The sequence below is a fragment of the Bacillus sp. UNCCL81 genome, assembly GCF_900112535.1.
In the GTDB taxonomy this organism is placed as follows: domain Bacteria; phylum Bacillota; class Bacilli; order Bacillales; family Bacillaceae_G; genus Gottfriedia; species Gottfriedia luciferensis_B.
In genome coordinates this window covers 430,811-448,846 of record NZ_FOMF01000004.1, presented here as the reverse complement: position 1 = coordinate 448,846, position 18,036 = coordinate 430,811, and the positions used below count along the sequence as shown (strand labels likewise).

Here is an 18,036-nt window from a genome sequence, read left to right as displayed (position 1 = left end):
TGTTTTTCTTTTTTATTTCTCAAATTTCCTCTTTAATCACTTCCAAAATCCTGTCTAATACCTTGGTCCACTTTTCAAATTATCTACTCATAAGTTGTCCTATCGATTCATATAAATTAAATAACTAGGTTGCGAGGAGAGGTGACACTTTGAGTAAGCGCGTAGATGATATAAGAAAGCGGATCGCTAAACGTCGTGAACAAGAAGAAAAATGGGGAAATCCGAATCAATTGATGAGCAAATTTCCGGTAAAAGAAGTGCAAAATACTGAGGGTGGATACACTTATACTTATGATGACTTGGTAGAAGAGCAAGGTAAGAAAATAATGAATAACTCTAACTTTATGTTTAGAAGTTTATTATGTGCGATTATTGTACTAGCTTTAGCCATCATCTTAAAAAGTAACTCACCTATGGCATCTCAAGTTCGGCATGGTCTTTCACAAGTTTATGAAAGTGAATTTCAGTTTGCTTCCTTACAGAAATGGTATGAAGATCGGTTTGGGAGTCCTATCGCTTTTTTACCACAATTAAATGATCACAAAGAGAATGTAGGAAATGATAATTATGCTGTTCCTGCAAGTGGTAAAGTACTGCAAAGTTTTAAAACGGACGGTCAAGGTATATTGATTCAAACTGAAGCTAACCAAAAAGTAGAGTCAATCAAAAAAGGTCGAGTACTTTTTGTAGGAAAGAAAGATAATTTAGGGAATACGGTCATTATTCAACACGCAGATGGTTCTGAATCTTGGTACGGAAAATTAGGAACAACTAATGTAAAAGTTTATGACGAAGTAGATAGTAAAAAGGTTATCGGAACGGTATCATCCAATGATGAAGGGAATCTAGGAACTTATTATTTCGCAATTAAAATGGGGGAAAAATTTATAGATCCGAAACAGGTGATTCCATTTGAATAAATGGCTAATTCTTCCTTCCAAAATTTCTGTTCATCCACTGTATTTATTAATTGCATGTATTGGCATTATGACAGCTAATTTTTGGTCAGTATTGTTTGTATCAATTATTATTTTCTGCCACGAATTAGGTCACGCCATTGCTGCTACTTCATTTAATTGGAGAATAAATAAAATTACGCTACTTCCGTTTGGGGGAGTAGTAGATCTTGATGAACATGGGAATCGACCAACTTACGAGGAGTTTATTGTTACAATTTCTGGCCCCATTCAACATTTAACTTTATATATAATCGCTAACTTCCTATTTCAAATGAATTTAATGCCTGAAAACCTCTATACACTTTTTATCAATTATAATCTTAGTATTCTTTGTTTTAATTTATTACCAATATGGCCATTAGACGGAGGAAAATTAATCTATCAGTTATTTTCATTGATCTTTCCGTTCGTTAGAGCTCATATATATAGCTTGTACTCATCTTTTGTATTTTTATTGTTATCCTCATTACTTACAATCATAATTCAGCCTATGAATATTACAATTTGGGTTTGTCTTTTATTTTTAATCGTTTCCTTATGGGGTGAGTGGAAAAATAGGCATTTTGTTGTTATACGTTTTTTAATGGAACGGTTTTATGGAAACGAACAATATATCCAAAAAATCAAATCGATCTCCTTGAATAAAGAAACAAAATTATTTCAAGTTTTTTCTAACTTTCAAAAAGGCTATAAATACAATGTTGTCTTCTCTCTTGATAAAAAAAATCAACAAATGTTAGATGAAAATGAATTATTACATGCTTACTTTACTGAGAAGAAAGCAACCTACTCGCTTGAAGAATTAATTAGTTAGATTTCATTATTTTATACATTTTTATAAACTGAGATAGCTTGATATGAAGCCAGCTTTATAGTGTTGAAGCCAGTACAATTTCAGCTCAGAATAGAGTTTAATATTAAGTTTGCAAACAAAAAGATGGTCTCTAGTGAGGCCATTTTTTGTTGTTTTTATTCAAACATACCACGAAGAATCTTTTGGAATATAGTCATAATAATACAATATTGAAGGTATCCTTTTTTGAATTATTATATCGTTTGAAACTCGTCTGCCCCATTCATCGTCTTCTCCAAAACTGATATTAAGAAATTTATGTGCAGAGGCAATCTTTTTTGAATAGCACATTAAATGATTTGGTTTTCGATAATAATAATTTTCATCTTCCCCATGTGCAAACTCTTTCCCATATTTACAAACTTTAGAATATTGGTTATTAAAATTTACTAAAACGTCAAATACAATACAGTCAACATTTGGCGTTTCATTGATTGCTGAGCAGAGTGTTTCGATATAATTCGGTTCTATCCGATCATCGTCATCTATAAAAACTACATAATCTCCTTTTGCTTGCTCAATTAGAACATTTCTTTTTTCACCAATGCTTCTTTTTTTATTTTCCAAAAGTACTAATATTTCAACTGGATATGTTTTACTTTGTTTATCTAATTCATTAATAATTTTATTTAAATACCCCATTCTTTCGGGGACGGTTGGAATAAGAATTGATAGAATTATATCCATATAATCGCTCCTATCTATATCAGGATTAAGTAAAAGAAAGGGTAAAATAAGGTTTCTTTAAAGAAGAATGTAACAGAAATCTTAATATAATATTCAATTTCTAATATTCATGTGAGTAGACTAACTAATTAGATTATATTAACTAGCTTTTTTCTATTTAAATGAATAAAATGTGATAGATACTATACATAGTTAGGAAGATGAATTTGAAGAAAGTTATTATGAATGTAAAACATTCTGAGAAAAGAATTGCTGTAACTGAAAATGAACAGCTAGTTGAATGGTTTTCTTCTGCAGACCAAAATACATATGTAGGAAATATATATGTAGGACAAATCCAAGAAGTAATGCCTAAATTAAATGCAATTTTTGTAAATATAGGTTTAAATAAAAATGGCTTTATGAGATTCGAAGATACAATTGAGGGTAAAGAATCAGAAATCAATAAAGACGAATTAATAAGAAAAAAGTTCCAAAAAGGACAATATATTTTGGTTCAAGTCATAAAGGATGCGTTTGATGAGAAAGGTCCTAAGCTTACAAATAATCTAGAGTTCTCTGGTGATTACGTTGTATACTTCCCTCTTACAAAACAAGTTGCTGTTTCAAATAAAATAAAAAAAGAATCGAAACGAAATAAATTATACGCATTAGGCCGAGATCACACAAGTGATAATGAGGGGCTAATTTTCAGATCTTCATGTGAAAATGCTGAATCAGATGTGATTTTAAATGAGTTAAAAGGCTTTCAAACATTTTATGATTCATTAAAAAATCAAAGCTTTAAAAAAATCACTTGTTTATGGGAAGCGAATTCCTTGTTTACTAAGTTTTTTAAATTACATCCTAAAGATACAATTAGTGAATTAATTATTGATGATTTAGCTTCTTATAAAAATTATTTGCCTGAAGATCTTCAAATCATTAGTTACAGAGGAAATGAAAATATTTTTGTGGCATTTAAAATTGAAGAACAAATAGAAAAATCTTTTAAACAAATTGTATGGTTAAAAAATGGTTCATTTCTACTGATCGAGCAAACTGAAGCGATGACAGTGATTGATGTAAATACAGGTAAATTTAGCGGGAAAAATAATCGTGAAGAAACTGTGTATCATACTAATCAATTAGCTGCAATTGAGATTGTTCGTCAATTAAGACTTCGTGATATTGGTGGAATGATTATTATTGATTTTATAAATATGAAGTCCGTTGAACAGCAAAAAAGTATAGGTGATCAATTAAAGGAAGCCTTTAAAAATGATCGAGCATATACAAAGCTATTTGGATTTTCTGACCTTGGTTTATTTGAACTTACACGTAAAAGAACAGCTCATTCACATATCGAAGCAACACATCAAAAATGCCCAGAGTGTAATGGTAGTGGGCTTGTAAAAAACACAGTTCAGACAGTTTTCGAGCTTGAAAGGACGCTTTGGGAGCTCTCAACAAGTCGTGATATTGAGGCTTTACTTGTTGAATGTAGTGAAGATGTCGCAAAAGCATTAAATGGAGATCAGAATAATCATGTACAAAGACTAGAAAAAGCAATGTTTATAAAAATTTGTTTGAAAATTATAGCTTCAAAAACACCATTTTATAATATCGTTAGAACTGGTACGACAAAGGAAATAACAAGCTATTTAGAAACAGTCATTAACTGAAGTAGTTGTTGACATTCGACATGCCCCGTGGTAACATCATAATGTTATTGTTTGTAGCGCACCCGTGCTACAACCGCACATAATAGGTATTAAATTGCTTTTTTAGCATGCCTATTTGTGGCGAGTCTTAGACTATTGAGGAGGTGCAATTATGTACGCAATTATTGAAACTGGTGGTAAACAAATCAAAGTTGAAGAAGGTCAAGCAATCTACATCGAGAAACTTGATACTAACGCAGGTGAAACTGTAACATTCGACAAAGTTTTATTCGTAGGTGGCGAAAACATCAAAGTTGGTAGCCCAACTGTTGAAGGAGCTACTGTAACTGCAAAAGTTGAAAAGAACGGTAAAGCTAAAAAGATTCTTGTATTCAAATACAAATCTAAAAAGAACTACCGTCGTAAGCAAGGTCATCGTCAACCTTACACTAAAGTTGTTATCGAAAAAATCAACGCTTAATTTTAAGTAATGACTAAAATAACAATTGAACGTTTAAAAGATGGACGTATAGGTTCCTTTAAAATAAGTGGACATGCATTTTTTTCTGATGCTGGGACTGACATTGTTTGTGCCGGTATATCAGCAGTTTCAGTAGGAACTGTAAATGCTTTGGAAGCAATTTGTCGTATAGATTCCGAATTAAATACAGTAATTGATGAAAAGAAAGGTTTCTTGAAGTATCAATTACCGATTGATTTAAATGAAGATTATATGCAAAAAGCGCAACTTATCCTTGAAGCGATGATCGTATCTTTACAAACTATCGCTGCAAGTTACGGTGACTATGTCACTATAAACGAGTAAAACAGGAGGTGTAACCATGTTAAAATTAAATCTTCAGTTATTTGCTTCTAAAAAGGGAGTAGGTTCTACAAAAAACGGTCGTGACTCAATGTCAAAACGTCTTGGCGCTAAACGTGCTGATGGACAATTCGTAACTGGTGGTTCAATTCTTTACCGTCAACGCGGCACTAAGATTTATCCAGGTGTAAACGTTGGTCGTGGTGGAGATGACACATTATTTGCGAAGGTTGATGGCGTAGTTAAATTCGAACGTTTAGGCCGTGACCGCAAACAAGTAAGTGTATACCCTGTAGCTCAAGAAGCTTAAGAAACTAACTTAGAAACTCTAACCTTTTAGGTTAGAGTTTTTCTGTACTTAAGACATTTTTATATATAATAAATTGCTATAAAAAATGTTGTTATAGCAACCTCTCAAACAATATGCTCCAAAGACTCGGCATTTTACAAGCTACACACTAGTTTGAGACTTTCAAAATGATCAATCAAAATGTCGAGTCAAACTTTTATATTACCTTCATAAATACGAAAAATGTAAACCTATAGGAGAATACAATGCAGGAAAAATGGGACGTTCTAGAGGTATTAAGACATTCACGTCATGATTGGTTAAATCGAATTCAATTAATAAAAGGATACATGGCCACAGGTCAATCTGACCAGCTAGAAGAAACGATTACGAAAATTGTTGCTGATTCTTTGAATGAAGCTAAAATCTGTTCGTTACAAATTCCAGAGTTTGCAGAATTTATCATTACCTATAACTGGAAGCCTCGTACAATTGTGCTAGATTATGAAATTTTAGGAGAACCATGTTCGCTTAAAAATTTAGACGAAGTGATGACAGTATGGATTCAAAATTTTTTAGAAAAACTAGAATCTTGGGTACATATTTATGAGGAAAATTTTGTTAGTTTAACAATTGAAATAAATGATAAAACAGTTAGTTTCTTTTTTGACTTCAGAGGTAAACTAACAAAGAAAGAAGATATGTTGAAGTGGATTGTTTCATCATCAAATGACAGCTCAAAAATCAGAATGATGTCATATTTTTGTGAGACAGAAGAGTGCAGTATCGAATTTAAAATGGAAAAATAAAAGAGTGGTGGATGTATGTTTATTGATCAAGTCAAGATATATGTAAAAGGTGGAGACGGTGGAAACGGTATGGTAGCCTTCCGTCGTGAAAAATATGTTCCAAAAGGTGGCCCTGCTGGTGGAGACGGTGGTAGGGGAGCTAATGTTGTATTTAAAGTGGATGAAGGCTTAAGAACATTAATGGATTTCCGTTATAAACGTCATTTTAAAGCTGATCGTGGTCAACATGGTATGTCTAAAAATCAACATGGTAAAAATGCAGAAGATATGATTGTAAAAGTACCACCTGGGACGATCGTAACAGATGCTGATTCAGGTGAATTAATAGCTGACCTTACAATGGATGGTCAAACAGCTATTATTGCACGAGGAGGCCGTGGAGGCCGTGGAAATAGTCGATTTGCAACGCCTGCAAATCCAGCTCCAGAAATAGCTGAAAATGGTGAGCCAGGTAAGGAAAGAAACATTAAACTAGAACTTAAAGTTTTAGCTGATGTTGGATTAGTTGGTTTCCCAAGTGTTGGTAAATCAACATTACTTTCTGTTGTAAGTTCTGCTAGACCAAAAATCGCTGAATATCATTTTACAACAATTGTTCCTAATTTAGGTGTTGTAGAAACTGAAGATAATCGTAGTTTTGTAATGGCCGATTTACCAGGGTTAATTGAAGGAGCACATCAAGGTGTTGGACTTGGGCATCAATTCCTACGTCATATTGAAAGAACACGTGTAATTGTTCATGTAATAGATATGTCAGGTCTTGAAGGCAGAGACCCATATGATGATTACTTAACAATTAATCAAGAGCTAAAAGAATATAATTTACGTTTAACTGAACGACCTCAAGTAGTCGTTGCAAATAAAATGGATATTCCAGAAGCTGAAGAAAACTTAATTAAATTTAAAGAGCAAGTTGGAGATGAAGTTCAAATTTTCCCAATTTCTGCGGTAACACGTCAAGGTTTACGTGATTTACTATTTACAGTTGCAGATTTAGTTGAAACAACTCCAGAATTCCCACTTCATGACGAAGAGGAAGACAAACCATTACGAGTTCTTTATAAATATCAAAAAGAAGAACCTACTTTTGAGATTACTCGTGAAAGTGATGGAACGTTCGTCGTTAAAGGTGAAGAGCTTGAAAAGATATTCAAAATGACTAACTTTGAACGCGAAGAGTCAATTCGTCGATTTGCACGTCAAATGCGTGGAATGGGGATTGATGAAGCACTACGTCAACGTGGCGCGAAAAACGGAGATATCGTTAAAATTTCTGAATACGAATTCGAATTTATCGATTAATAATTCCTTTATAAAAAGAGGGTGTCCAAGTGGAACACCCTCTTTCTTATTTATTCATAAATAAAATGCTGTAAATATGACTTGTAAGATCGCAATTAAGAAGTCTCTCTCGCAATCGAATAGTGAAATGCAAATAAATTTCGAGAATCGCAAATAAAATTGACACAATCGCAATTAAAATTCAAGAATCACAAATAAACTTAGCAAAACTACAAATAAATTCCCACAAATCGCAAATAAGATAAAGTTTTACTCATACTAGTAAAGGTATTTTGACTTAAAATTGAACAAAAATAAGACCCATTAAAAGGAAAAGGATCAAATTCACACAGATTTTTCTATTTCGACTAAAAAAGTGTTTAAAGCTTGCTGAAATGATCATCAACAAGATCAAAAACAAAACTACAATAAAAGCCTGAATGTGATACCCCAGATCTACAATAAAAAAAGGATGCCCATATGTCCCTTACTCTGACACATGAGACAACCCCTTTATTGTTTAATCAAAGAAATCTACCAATTCAAACCACTTAAACCTTCACTTAAGGTATGTCTACCAAAAAACCTTCATTTTTTAATTGTAAGATCGCACTATCAAGTTGCTGTTCACTATCTGCCTCGATCGTATGAAGATGTGTTCCATTTGTTAAATTAGAAAGTGGGACGGAGCTAGTTTCTCCCATTTTTTGAAGAAATAAGCTTATATCATAACGGTTCGCAATTTGTAATTGGGCTGTGATATATCCATAGACGGGATGTTCAACCATTACATCCTTAACTGTAACACCGTGATCGACTAATATTTCTAGTTCTTTTTGCGTGTCTTCAGCTGTATGGTGACAAATAATTACTTTTCTAATTTTGTTCGTTTCCTTATTAGGATGTATATAAATATAACCTTGTGCAGTTGCTAGTATTGGCTCATTTTTCGCTTTTAAAAGTGTAATATCACCTACAACAACTTGTCGACTAACATTTGCTCTTTTAGCTAAGGAATTGCCTGATAAGGGCGACTCAGACTCCTTTAACCATTGTAATACTTTCTTTCTTCTTTCTTCCCCTAAAAGTTTTTTATTCATTTTAATTTCCTCGATTAAAAGTTTTGATTAATGATTAATTTTAACACAGATGAAAATTTGACTAAGTCTTCTTCTGTTGTTTGTTTCCCGACTGAAACTCTGAAGAATTGTTTTGCTTCATGAGGGTCTCTTCCGATTGCTAACATCGTTTCTGAAGGTTTCTGCATGCCAATTGCACAGGCACTTCCTGTTGAAATGGCAAATTGATGTCGATTGCATTCAAGCATGACAAACTGGCCTTCAAGTCCAATGATCCTCATTCCAATTATATTTGGAATACACTCTCCATCAGAACCTTCAAATTTTACAAGATGTTGAACATCTTGTAATTGTGATTCTAAAACATTTTTTAAATAGTGACATCTCTTTTGCTCTTCGTCTTGATTTTTTATGATATGACCAGCTGCTGTTACGAATGATGCAATTGCTGGGACATTAACAGTACCGGGACGAATCCCACTTTCATGAGATGTACCGGGATAGATTGGTTGACAAGTTAATTTAGGATTTAAATAAAGGGCTCCGATCCCTTTTGGTCCATATAATTTATGACCTGAAATACTAAGACTAGAAATTTCATATTTTGAGACATCTATTGCTATTTTTCCAAATGATTGTACACAATCGCAATGAAGTAAAATATTTGATGAATTAAATAAATTTGCAATCTCGTTAATCGGTTGAATAGCTCCAATTTCAGAATTGACATGTTGAAAAATGCCCAATACAGTATCTTCGCGAATTGCATTTTCAATCACTTCTAAGGATATAATCCCGCTATTTGTAACTGGTAAATAAGAAACTTCATATCCTTGTTCTTCCAGTACTTTTAAATAATTGCTAATTGAAGAATGCTCTAATGTTGTGGTTAATATGTGTTTTCCGACTTTTTTTGTACTCTTTAAGAGGGTTTGAATAGCAATTAAATTTGATTCAGTTCCTCCACTTGTAAAGTAAATTGAAGCGGGGCTAGCATTTATAAATCCTGCTAATTGCTTGCGGCATGCTTCAAGTAACAGTGATGCCTTTGAGCCAATATCATGTAAACTTCGCTCATTTCCAAAGTAATTTTTAGAGGCAGTGACAAATGTCTCAATGGCTTCTTCACTCATTGGAGTTGTAGCAGCATAGTCTAAATAAATCAAATTATAGTCTCCTTTTTTACTCATTAAAAAAAAATTTCTTGTCATTAGTTTAAATATATGTAAATATAGGTGTCAAGACAGCTTTTTTATCTATAAGATAAAATTTAAATAGATGAACTGTAAATGGAGGGGGCAACTATGCGAACTGCAGACGTTGTCATTATTGGCAGTGGGATTGCTGCATTAATGGCTGCTGAGGAAATTTGTCAGTCTAAAAATGTGATTCTATTCACAAAGAAAAAAATTTGGGACAGCAATTCGATGCTTGCACAAGGTGGAATTGCAGCTGTAATGTCTGATGATGATTCTTGGGAACTTCATAAACAAGATACGCTCGAAGCGGGTTGTAATGTAAATAATATAGAAGCAGTAGAAGAACTAGTAAAGAACGGAACAACATCTATGAAGGATCTTGTTTCTATTGGCATGGAATTTGATAAAGATGAATTAGGTCAGTTTCATCTTGGTAGAGAAGGAGCGCATCGGAAAAATAGAATTTTACATTCTGGCGGAGATGCCACTGGAAAGCATTTAGTTGAAACTGTTTTTGCACGGATAAAAGAGAAAATAACGATTATTGAAAATGAAATGGTAATTGATTTAATCATACAAGATGGAAAATGTAAAGGTGTTTATATACTTAATGAAAATGGGGAATTAGAATCCTGTTTTGCAAACACAACACTTCTGGCGACTGGCGGTATTGGGGCAATGTATCAATTTAGTTCTAATAATAAGGCCATAACCGGAGATGGAATTGCTATGGCATATCGAGCAGGTTGTGAGATGGCTGATTTGGAATTTATTCAATTTCATCCTACCATGCTTTATATTAATGGGGCATGTAAGGGTCTAGTATCAGAAGCTGTTAGAGGTGAAGGAGCTTTTTTAGTAACGAAAACTGGTCGTCGCATTATGAAAGGAATTCATCCATTTGAAGATTTAGCACCAAGAGATGTTGTTAGTAGGGCGATTTTTAATGAAATGCAAAACGGGGAAGAAATCTATGTATCGATCGAAATGATTGATGGATTTGAAAAACGTTTCCCAACAATTACTGCCAATCTTATTAATAATGGAATTGATTTACAAAAAGGATTGATTCCTGTTGTTCCAGGTGCACATTTCCACATGGGTGGGGTAAAGACATCTGCAAATGGAGAAACGACTATTCCAGGATTGTATGCAGTAGGAGAGGTTGCTTGTACAGGTGTACATGGTGCAAACCGACTTGCTAGTAATTCTTTATTAGAAGGGATTGTGTTTGGTAAAAAGGTTGCGAAATTTATAGCTGACCTTCCTTTATCTAAAATAAATGAGAACCCACCAAAATACATGATACCAAGATTTAGAATCTTACCTAAAAAAGATGAAATTAAAGAAATAATGATGAAATATATCGGTATTGTAAGAAATGAAGACGATCTAAATAAAGCAATCACATATTTTTCTTATTTCTTAGAGTCTAAAACAGTTGATTCACGCCCGATGAACAAAGAGGAACTAGAAAGATACAATATGTTAATGACTGGAAAACTAATTGCAGAAGCTGCTATAAGAAGAAAAGAAAGCATCGGCTCACATTTTATAGAATATATAGATCAACCAGCTAATATTTGAGGAGAGAAATTCATGAATACATTAAAAGCTAAAAAAATGATTGAGCAATTTTTACTAGAGGATATTGGGGAAGGGGATCTATCCTCAATTCATATTTTTCCAATGCATGAAAGAACAACTGGAAAAGTACTTGCTAAGGCAGATGGAGTAATTGCGGGTACGGAATTAATCGAAATAACGTATAAATTACTTCATGATGATATAAAAGTAACACTGCACGTTAAAGATGGTGAATCTGTTCAGGCAGGGCAGCTAATTGCAGAAGTAGAAGGACCAGTTCAAGTGTTATTATCAGGTGAAAGAGTTATGCTTAATCTTTTACAACGAATGAGTGGGATTGCAACGCTTACTTCAAAAGCAGTTGAAACATTAAACGACGAAAAAATCAAACTTGTCGATACAAGAAAAACGATGCCAGGTTTACGTTTGTTTGATAAGTATGCAGTTACTTGTGGTGGAGGAGCGAACCATCGTTTCGGTTTATATGATGCAGTGATGCTGAAAGATAATCATATTGCTTACGCAGGTTCAATTAAAAATGCTGTTGATTCATTACGAAATAAATTAGGTCATATGGTCAAAATTGAAGTCGAGACTGAAAACAAAGATCAAGTTCTTCAAGCTATTGAAGCGGGTGCCGATGTCATTATGTTTGATAATCGTACGCCAGATGAAATAAAAGAATTCGTTAAGCTTGTTCCAGAAACGATTGTAACTGAAGCTTCTGGTGGAATTACTTTAGATAATTTAGCAAGTTTTCAAAACTGTGGTGTAAATGTTATTTCTTTAGGCTGTTTAACACATTCGGCAAAAGCATTAGATATAAGCTTCTACTTGTAATAAAGAGGGATTGGAGTGGGGAAAATGAACGTTTTAGATATGATACAAAAAAATGAAGGATATCAAATTCCTGATGAGTATTATACATTATCAACTGAAGAAATGGAAAAAAGAGTAAAAGATATAAAAGAGAGATTAGGTGATGCTCTTTTCATTCCAGGTCATCATTATCAAAAGGAAGAAGTTGTCGTTTTTTCAGATTCGACTGGAGATTCTCTACAACTTGCTCAAGTTGCTGCTAATAATAAAAAGGCGAAGTATATTGTATTCTGTGGAGTTCATTTTATGGCAGAGACCGCAGATATTTTAACGGAAGACGAACAGATCGTTATTTTACCTGATATGAGAGCAGGCTGTTCAATGGCAGATATGGCAGATCACCATCAAACTGATCGTGCATGGGTAGAGTTACAAAAGCTTTTTGGAGACACGATTTTACCGTTAACATATGTTAATTCAACTGCTGCTATTAAAGCGTTTGTCGGTAGAAATGATGGAGCAACCGTAACTTCATCTAATGCTAAAAAGGTTGTTTCATGGGCTTTTACACAAAAAGAACGTATTTTATTCCTACCTGATCAACATTTAGGTAGAAACACAGCATTTGAATTAGGTGTACCATTAGAGCATATGGCAATTTGGAATCCAATAACGGATACTTTAGAATATGAGGGCGATCTAAATAACATTAAAGTAATACTTTGGAAAGGTCACTGCTCGGTTCATGAAAATTTTACAGTGAAAAATATTGAGAATGTACGAAAAAATCATCCAGATATGAGAATTATTGTGCATCCAGAATGTTCAAGAGAAGTTGTAGCAGCAAGTGATGACAATGGATCTACGAAATATATTATTGACCAAATTGAAGCTGCACCTGCAGGAAGTAAATGGGCAATTGGAACTGAGATGAATCTGGTTCAAAGAATTATTAAAAATCATCCTGATAAGGAGATTATTTCATTAAATCCATTTATGTGTCCTTGTTTAACGATGAATCGTATCGATTTACCACATTTATTGTGGTCTTTAGAAAATATCGAAAAAGGTAATATCCAAAATATTATTACAGTTGATAAACAAACTGCAAAAGATGCAATTAAGGCATTAGATAAAATGCTTGAGCTTGCTTAAAAATTAAATAGCAAAAAAATAAAATCATTTAGTACAATATGAGCTAAATGATTTTTTTATAGAAAAAACAAGAATAAAGTAAATACTTATACAAGCTTACTCGTCATAAATTAAAATACCTTCTATCATAAATACAAATATTCAGACATACATTGTTGTGAGGTACTAATGTACAATCCAACGTAGAGGCAATTGGTCAGGAGGGGAAAAGGTGAGAATTCACATAGTAATAAAGGGCGATACCCTTAAGAGCATTGCTCAAAAATATAACATCGACTACGAAGAGATCGTTAAATTAAATGCCCAACTAAGTAATCCAGATATGATCTATCCTGGCATGAAAATAAAAGTGCCAGAAAGGGGAGAAAAGCCAGCCCCATTAGGTTCTAAAAAGGAGGTACAGCAACCTAAGCCAAGTGTTGCTTTGGAGGTAGAAGAAGGAAATGTTCAACCTGTAGCTCAGACACAACCTGCTGTCATGCCGAATACAAAGCCAGTTGATAATAATTTGAATATTAATGTAGAGGTTACACCGACAGTAAAACCTGTAATTCAGGTACCTATTCCACCTGCGAAACCGACTGTATCACCTGCGACAAATAATGCGAATCAACAAGTATCTCCTGTTCAAACTGGAAAACCAAATGCGAACATACCGCAAGTTGTTTCGCCAGTGGCAGTTAAAAATCCGATAAATGAAAATAAATCAAATGTGAACACCAAGGGAGGACAAAGCATGTCAGAGAAAAAGAACTACTTCCCAGGATCATTGGTTTCTCCGTCAACACCAAATCCGCAAGTATCACCAGCGGAAACAGGTAAACCAAATCAACAAGTATCGCCAGTAGCAACAGGAAAACCAAATCAACAAGTATCACCAGTAGCAACAGGAAAACCAAATGTGCAAGTATCACCAGTAGCAACAGGAAAACCAAATGTGCAAGTATCACCAGTATCAACTGGAAAACCGAAAGAGCAAGTCTTACCAGTAGCAACAGGAAAACCGAATATGCAAGTATCACCGGTATCAACAGGAAAACCAAATATGCAAGTATCACCAGTATCAACAGGAAAGCCAAATATGCAAGTATCACCAGTATCAACAGGGAAACCAAATATGCAAGTTTCACCTGCAGCAACAGGAAAACCAAATATGCAAGTGTCACCAGTGGCAACGGGAAAACCGAATATGCAAGTATCGCCAGTATCAACAGGAAAACCAAATGCGCAAGTATCACCAGTAGCTACTAACAAAGCACAAACATTACCAGCATATATGGGGCCAAATAATGCAGCACAAACTTTACCAGCATATATGGGGCCAAATCCAAACGCAGCTCAAACGCTACCAGCATATGTAGGACCAAACCCAAACGCAGCCCAAACGTTACCAGCATATGCAGGACCAAATCCAAACGCAGCCCAAACATTACCAGCATACATGGGACCGAACGGAAATTTCCCACAAACATTACCAGCATATATGGGACCAAATGAAAACTTCCCACAAACAATGCCGGCCTATATGGGACCAAACGCAAACTTCCCACAAACAATGCCAGCATATATGGGACCAAACGCAAACTTCCCTCAAACATTACCGGCCTATATGGGACCAAACGCTGGCTTCCCATATTATCCACGAGGTGAAGGAGGGGCATTACCAACATTACCGAGTTTTGGAGCTATGCCGATGTTGCCAGGAGGAGAAGTAACAGGAGCGACTGGAGGAGTGCCAGTAGCACCAGTTCCGCCAACTGCGATGCCAATGCCATTACCTGCACCTGTTCCAACACCTTTACCAGCACCAATGCCAGGAAATACTGGGCAAACAATGCCATCGTATATGGGACCGAATCCAAATACAGGCCAAACGCTACCAGCCTATATGGGACCGAATCCGAATTTAGCTCAAACATTACCGGCATACATGGGACCGAACGGAAATTTCCCACAAACATTACCAGCATATATGGGACCAAATGAAAACTTCCCAGCAACAATGCCAGCATATATGGGACCAAATGAAAACTTCCCAGCAACATTGCCAGCTTATATGGGACCAAATGAAAACTTCCCAGCAACATTGCCAGCATATATGGGACCAAACGCAAACTTCCCAGCGACAATGCCAGCGTATATGGGGCCAAACGCAAACTTCCCAGCAACAATGCCGGCATATATGGGACCAAATGAAAACTTCCCAGCAACAATGCCAGCATACATGGGACCAAACGCAAACTTCCCAGCAACAATGCCAGCATACATGGGACCAAACGCAAACTTCCCACAAACATTACCGGCATATATGGGACCAAATGAAAACTTCCCACAAACATTGCCAGCTATGGACTATCCAAAGTTCCAAGGCGGACCAGTTGTTTCACCGTATGCGACTGGACCGACACCAATGTATCGTGATGCATCAGAACCTTATTTTGATCCAAATTCGCAATTATTTACTCCTTATGCACAAAATCAGTCTTCATACGGAGTGCCATATTTTGAGGAAGACGAACAATAAAGAATTTTATTTAAAAAGGCGATTATTTTCTAATCGTCTTTTTTTTATTTTAACTATTTCATACAGGAATTAATTGGAGTAGAAATTGAGTTAACATGTAATAGCCTATAAAGGCTACTTTTTTACTTAAAATGAGTTTCAAACCATCTATTAACAATTTAAAATCCACCTAAAAAGGTCAACCTAACTTTGTAATACAACTTTGGTATTACAATTGGGTGTAAATAAAGGGAGGGTTTTATATTGAATAAAAAAGGTCTTATCGTTGCTACAGGTACGGTGCTAACAGCTTTAACATTATCTGCTTGTGGAACAAACAATAATGCCATGAATGACCATAAAAGAAATGTTGGTTATGAAAAAGTAAACTTCAATAGACCGACAAACCCTTATGCTGTTAATTATCGTTATGAAAACGTAAACTATCCTAATAACCAAGATTATTTCACAAAGAAAAATAATCACTACGGAAATGATCGTATAAATGAAGGTTTAAGTAGTGAGTATTCTAATGATGGCGTTATCCATGACGGAACGTATGGAAGAAATGTCAACAATATGAATAGAAACTACAACATGGATCAAGTTCGCTATAATAACGATCTAAATACAGCTCCTCTTGTACCATATACAAATATTAGTACAAACACTAATATGAATGCGGGTGAACGAAAGTTTGCTGACCAAATTTCTAAACGAGTAGAACAAATGTCAAATGTATCCAAAGCAAGCACGGTTGCTGTTGGTGATCAGGTTCTTGTTGCAGTAGATTTGGTAAATAAAAATGTTGATGAAAGCGCATTTAGATCAAAAATTAAAGACGCTTTATCACCATACACTAGTGGTAAAAAAGTATATGTAACATTCGATGGAACAATTAGAAATAATTTAAATAACATTACAAATAATGTTCCAAATGCCACTAAAAATGTATTATACGATACAAAACAAAATGTTAAACATATGTATCGTAATGTAAAAAATGATGTGAAGGATGCAACCAATCCAAACCGATAAATATTAATTTTTTACATTGAAAAGGAAGAAGCTCATGCTTCTTCCTTTTTAAAGTTTCAGTTTAGGGATACAATTCCCAAAGATTAGTTACTTTTAGTTCTTAGAATAGTTAAATAATTCGTTTGATGAGGGTTCAACAATATGGTAAAGTGATTTTTATATTGACCAAAAGTTTGAAGTGGTCAATTGGGTAACAAGAGAAGTTGAGGTGAGTTTTTTGAAAAAGCAAAATATTTTACAAGCTGCCACAAAGTCATTTACCATTTTTGGCTATAAAGCAACTACAATGAGTCAAATCGCAAAACAGGCAAATGTTGGAAAGGGAACGATTTATACTTTCTTTAAAAATAAAGAAGAATTGTTTGATGAAATCATCAATAATTTGATTACTGAAATGAAATTTTTAGCTGAACAATCCATTCGTGATGAAGATTCATTCATTGAAAAAGCACATAAAGGAATTGAAGTTTTTATAGCCTTTCATAATGAACATGAATTAACAATAAAGTTACTTCAGGAACAAAAAGAAATTGGAACGACTATAGTACATGACGCTTTAAAACGATTGAATCATTCAATCATTCTATACATACAGAAAAAAATTGAAGAAGCAATAGAAAAGAAAGAAATTGTTGAATGTGATCCCGAAATCACCGCTTTAGTCATGTTTCGACTTTATACAACACTTAAAATCGAATGGGAGAAAGAGCATGAAGCACTAAGTCCTAAAAAAATTACAGAGTTATTTAACTTTTATATCCTAAATGGCTTATCAAAAGCGTAGGAGTAAGGTCAGAGGATTAGGAGGAGAAAATTTTTGATTTTAAAACTAGACAATAAAGATAAAAAAATGGCAAATTCAATTTTAAATGTACAGTTACCTGCATATATGGTAGAGGCAAAGTTAATCAATTTTGAAGGAATACCACAATTAAAGGACAATGTCGAAAGTATTAGAGATTCCAAAGAAGTCTTTATCGGTTATGTGATTGAACATGATTTAAAAGGATTTTTGGCCTATTCAGAAGGCGATAATGAATATCAAATATGTAGATTGGTAGTACATCCTAGTTGCTTTAAGCAGGGAATTGCAAGAAAATTAGTTCATTATTTTTTAAATGAAATTGCAAAAAAGAAAAAGGTAATTGTTTCAACAGGATCAGATAACCTACCAGCCATTAACTTATATAAAACTTTTGGTTTTAAATTTCATAAGAAAATTGAAGTGGCACCTAATTTTTTTATATCTCTATTTGAAAATCTATCTGATCATTAAAGATAAAATTACAAAGTTAAAAAGATAAGATTCTTT

At 34.2% G+C, this 18,036-nt stretch carries 18 protein-coding genes and 1 other annotated feature; of the genes, 15 read left to right on the top strand and 3 right to left on the bottom strand.

Annotation, left to right across the window (positions count from 1 at the left end; genetic code table 11):
- Window positions 1–149 precede the first annotated feature (149 nt).
- Both BM319_RS11615 and BM319_RS11610 read left to right on the top strand, forming a co-directional pair.
- Window positions 150–920 carry a M23 family metallopeptidase gene (locus BM319_RS11615; protein ID WP_069035180.1) on the top strand — a complete coding sequence of 257 codons (771 nt, stop codon included), beginning with the start codon at window positions 150–152 and terminating at the stop codon, window positions 918–920.
- On the top strand, window positions 913–1,773 hold the full coding sequence (locus BM319_RS11610; RefSeq protein WP_069035179.1) for a site-2 protease family protein: 861 nt from the start codon (window positions 913–915) through the stop codon (window positions 1,771–1,773). The genes BM319_RS11615 and BM319_RS11610 overlap by 8 nt, the downstream gene beginning before the upstream one ends.
- Before the next feature lie 159 nt (window positions 1,774–1,932).
- On the opposite strand, the gene BM319_RS11605 is transcribed toward BM319_RS11610, so the two are convergent.
- On the bottom strand, window positions 1,933–2,499 hold the full coding sequence (locus BM319_RS11605) for a glycosyltransferase family A protein (protein ID WP_069035178.1): 567 nt from the start codon (window positions 2,497–2,499) through the stop codon (window positions 1,933–1,935).
- A 206-nt stretch (window positions 2,500–2,705) separates the two neighbouring features.
- On the opposite strand from BM319_RS11605, the gene BM319_RS11600 reads away from it, so the two are divergent.
- The 6 genes from BM319_RS11600 (at window position 2,706) to obgE (ending at window position 7,365) form a co-directional block, all read left to right on the top strand.
- Entirely contained in the window at window positions 2,706–4,163 is a 1,458-nt protein-coding gene (locus BM319_RS11600; RefSeq protein ID WP_175495600.1) for an Rne/Rng family ribonuclease, read from the top strand.
- Window positions 4,164–4,224: 61 nt separating this feature from the next.
- Window positions 4,225–4,301: a sequence feature (ribosomal protein L21 leader region), on the top strand.
- A gap of 13 nt (window positions 4,302–4,314) precedes the next feature.
- Entirely contained in the window at window positions 4,315–4,623 is a 309-nt protein-coding gene (gene rplU, locus BM319_RS11595) for a 50S ribosomal protein L21 (protein ID WP_025672164.1), read from the top strand.
- A gap of 9 nt (window positions 4,624–4,632) precedes the next feature.
- Window positions 4,633–4,968: a ribosomal-processing cysteine protease Prp gene (locus tag BM319_RS11590; protein ID WP_091022736.1), complete on the top strand. Its 336-nt coding sequence runs from the start codon at window positions 4,633–4,635 to the stop codon at window positions 4,966–4,968.
- A gap of 16 nt (window positions 4,969–4,984) precedes the next feature.
- Window positions 4,985–5,275 carry a 50S ribosomal protein L27 gene (rpmA, locus tag BM319_RS11585; protein WP_025672162.1) on the top strand — a complete coding sequence of 97 codons (291 nt, stop codon included), beginning with the start codon at window positions 4,985–4,987 and terminating at the stop codon, window positions 5,273–5,275.
- Window positions 5,276–5,520: 245 nt separating this feature from the next.
- On the top strand, window positions 5,521–6,063 hold the full coding sequence (locus tag BM319_RS11580) for a Spo0B C-terminal domain-containing protein (protein WP_069035176.1): 543 nt from the start codon (window positions 5,521–5,523) through the stop codon (window positions 6,061–6,063).
- A gap of 15 nt (window positions 6,064–6,078) precedes the next feature.
- Window positions 6,079–7,365, top strand: a complete 1,287-nt coding sequence (gene obgE / locus BM319_RS11575; protein WP_091022733.1) for a GTPase ObgE — start codon at window positions 6,079–6,081, stop codon at window positions 7,363–7,365.
- A gap of 542 nt (window positions 7,366–7,907) precedes the next feature.
- On the opposite strand, the gene BM319_RS11570 is transcribed toward obgE, so the two are convergent.
- Together BM319_RS11570 and BM319_RS11565 are read right to left on the bottom strand one after the other, a co-directional pair.
- A complete protein-coding gene (locus BM319_RS11570; protein WP_091022732.1) occupies window positions 7,908–8,450 on the bottom strand; it encodes a transcription repressor NadR in 543 nt (180 codons plus the stop codon).
- Between the two features lie 8 nt (window positions 8,451–8,458).
- The gene (locus tag BM319_RS11565; protein WP_502686144.1) at window positions 8,459–9,613 is read right to left on the bottom strand and encodes an IscS subfamily cysteine desulfurase; all 1,155 of its coding nucleotides are present in this window, start codon (window positions 9,611–9,613) and stop codon (window positions 8,459–8,461) included.
- 114 nt (window positions 9,614–9,727) lie between these two features.
- Here BM319_RS11565 and nadB point away from each other — a divergent pair, with 114 nt between their 5' ends.
- From nadB to BM319_RS11530, 7 genes are all read left to right on the top strand, one after another.
- On the top strand, window positions 9,728–11,209 hold the full coding sequence (gene nadB, locus BM319_RS11560) for an L-aspartate oxidase (RefSeq protein WP_091022725.1): 1,482 nt from the start codon (window positions 9,728–9,730) through the stop codon (window positions 11,207–11,209).
- 12 nt (window positions 11,210–11,221) lie between these two features.
- Window positions 11,222–12,049: a carboxylating nicotinate-nucleotide diphosphorylase gene (gene nadC / locus BM319_RS11555; protein WP_025569223.1), complete on the top strand. Its 828-nt coding sequence runs from the start codon at window positions 11,222–11,224 to the stop codon at window positions 12,047–12,049.
- Between the two features lie 39 nt (window positions 12,050–12,088).
- A complete protein-coding gene (gene nadA, locus BM319_RS11550; RefSeq protein ID WP_502686145.1) occupies window positions 12,089–13,183 on the top strand; it encodes a quinolinate synthase NadA in 1,095 nt (364 codons plus the stop codon).
- Between the two features lie 211 nt (window positions 13,184–13,394).
- Window positions 13,395–15,707 (top strand): LysM peptidoglycan-binding domain-containing protein, encoded by a 2,313-nt coding sequence (locus tag BM319_RS11545; RefSeq protein ID WP_139226521.1) that lies wholly within the window; start codon window positions 13,395–13,397, stop codon window positions 15,705–15,707.
- 243 nt (window positions 15,708–15,950) lie between these two features.
- Entirely contained in the window at window positions 15,951–16,724 is a 774-nt protein-coding gene (locus BM319_RS11540) for a YhcN/YlaJ family sporulation lipoprotein (RefSeq protein WP_069035170.1), read from the top strand.
- A gap of 208 nt (window positions 16,725–16,932) precedes the next feature.
- Window positions 16,933–17,508, top strand: a complete 576-nt coding sequence (locus tag BM319_RS11535; protein WP_069035169.1) for a TetR/AcrR family transcriptional regulator — start codon at window positions 16,933–16,935, stop codon at window positions 17,506–17,508.
- 33 nt (window positions 17,509–17,541) lie between these two features.
- Window positions 17,542–18,000 carry a GNAT family N-acetyltransferase gene (locus BM319_RS11530; protein ID WP_069035168.1) on the top strand — a complete coding sequence of 153 codons (459 nt, stop codon included), beginning with the start codon at window positions 17,542–17,544 and terminating at the stop codon, window positions 17,998–18,000.
- Window positions 18,001–18,036 lie beyond the last annotated feature (36 nt).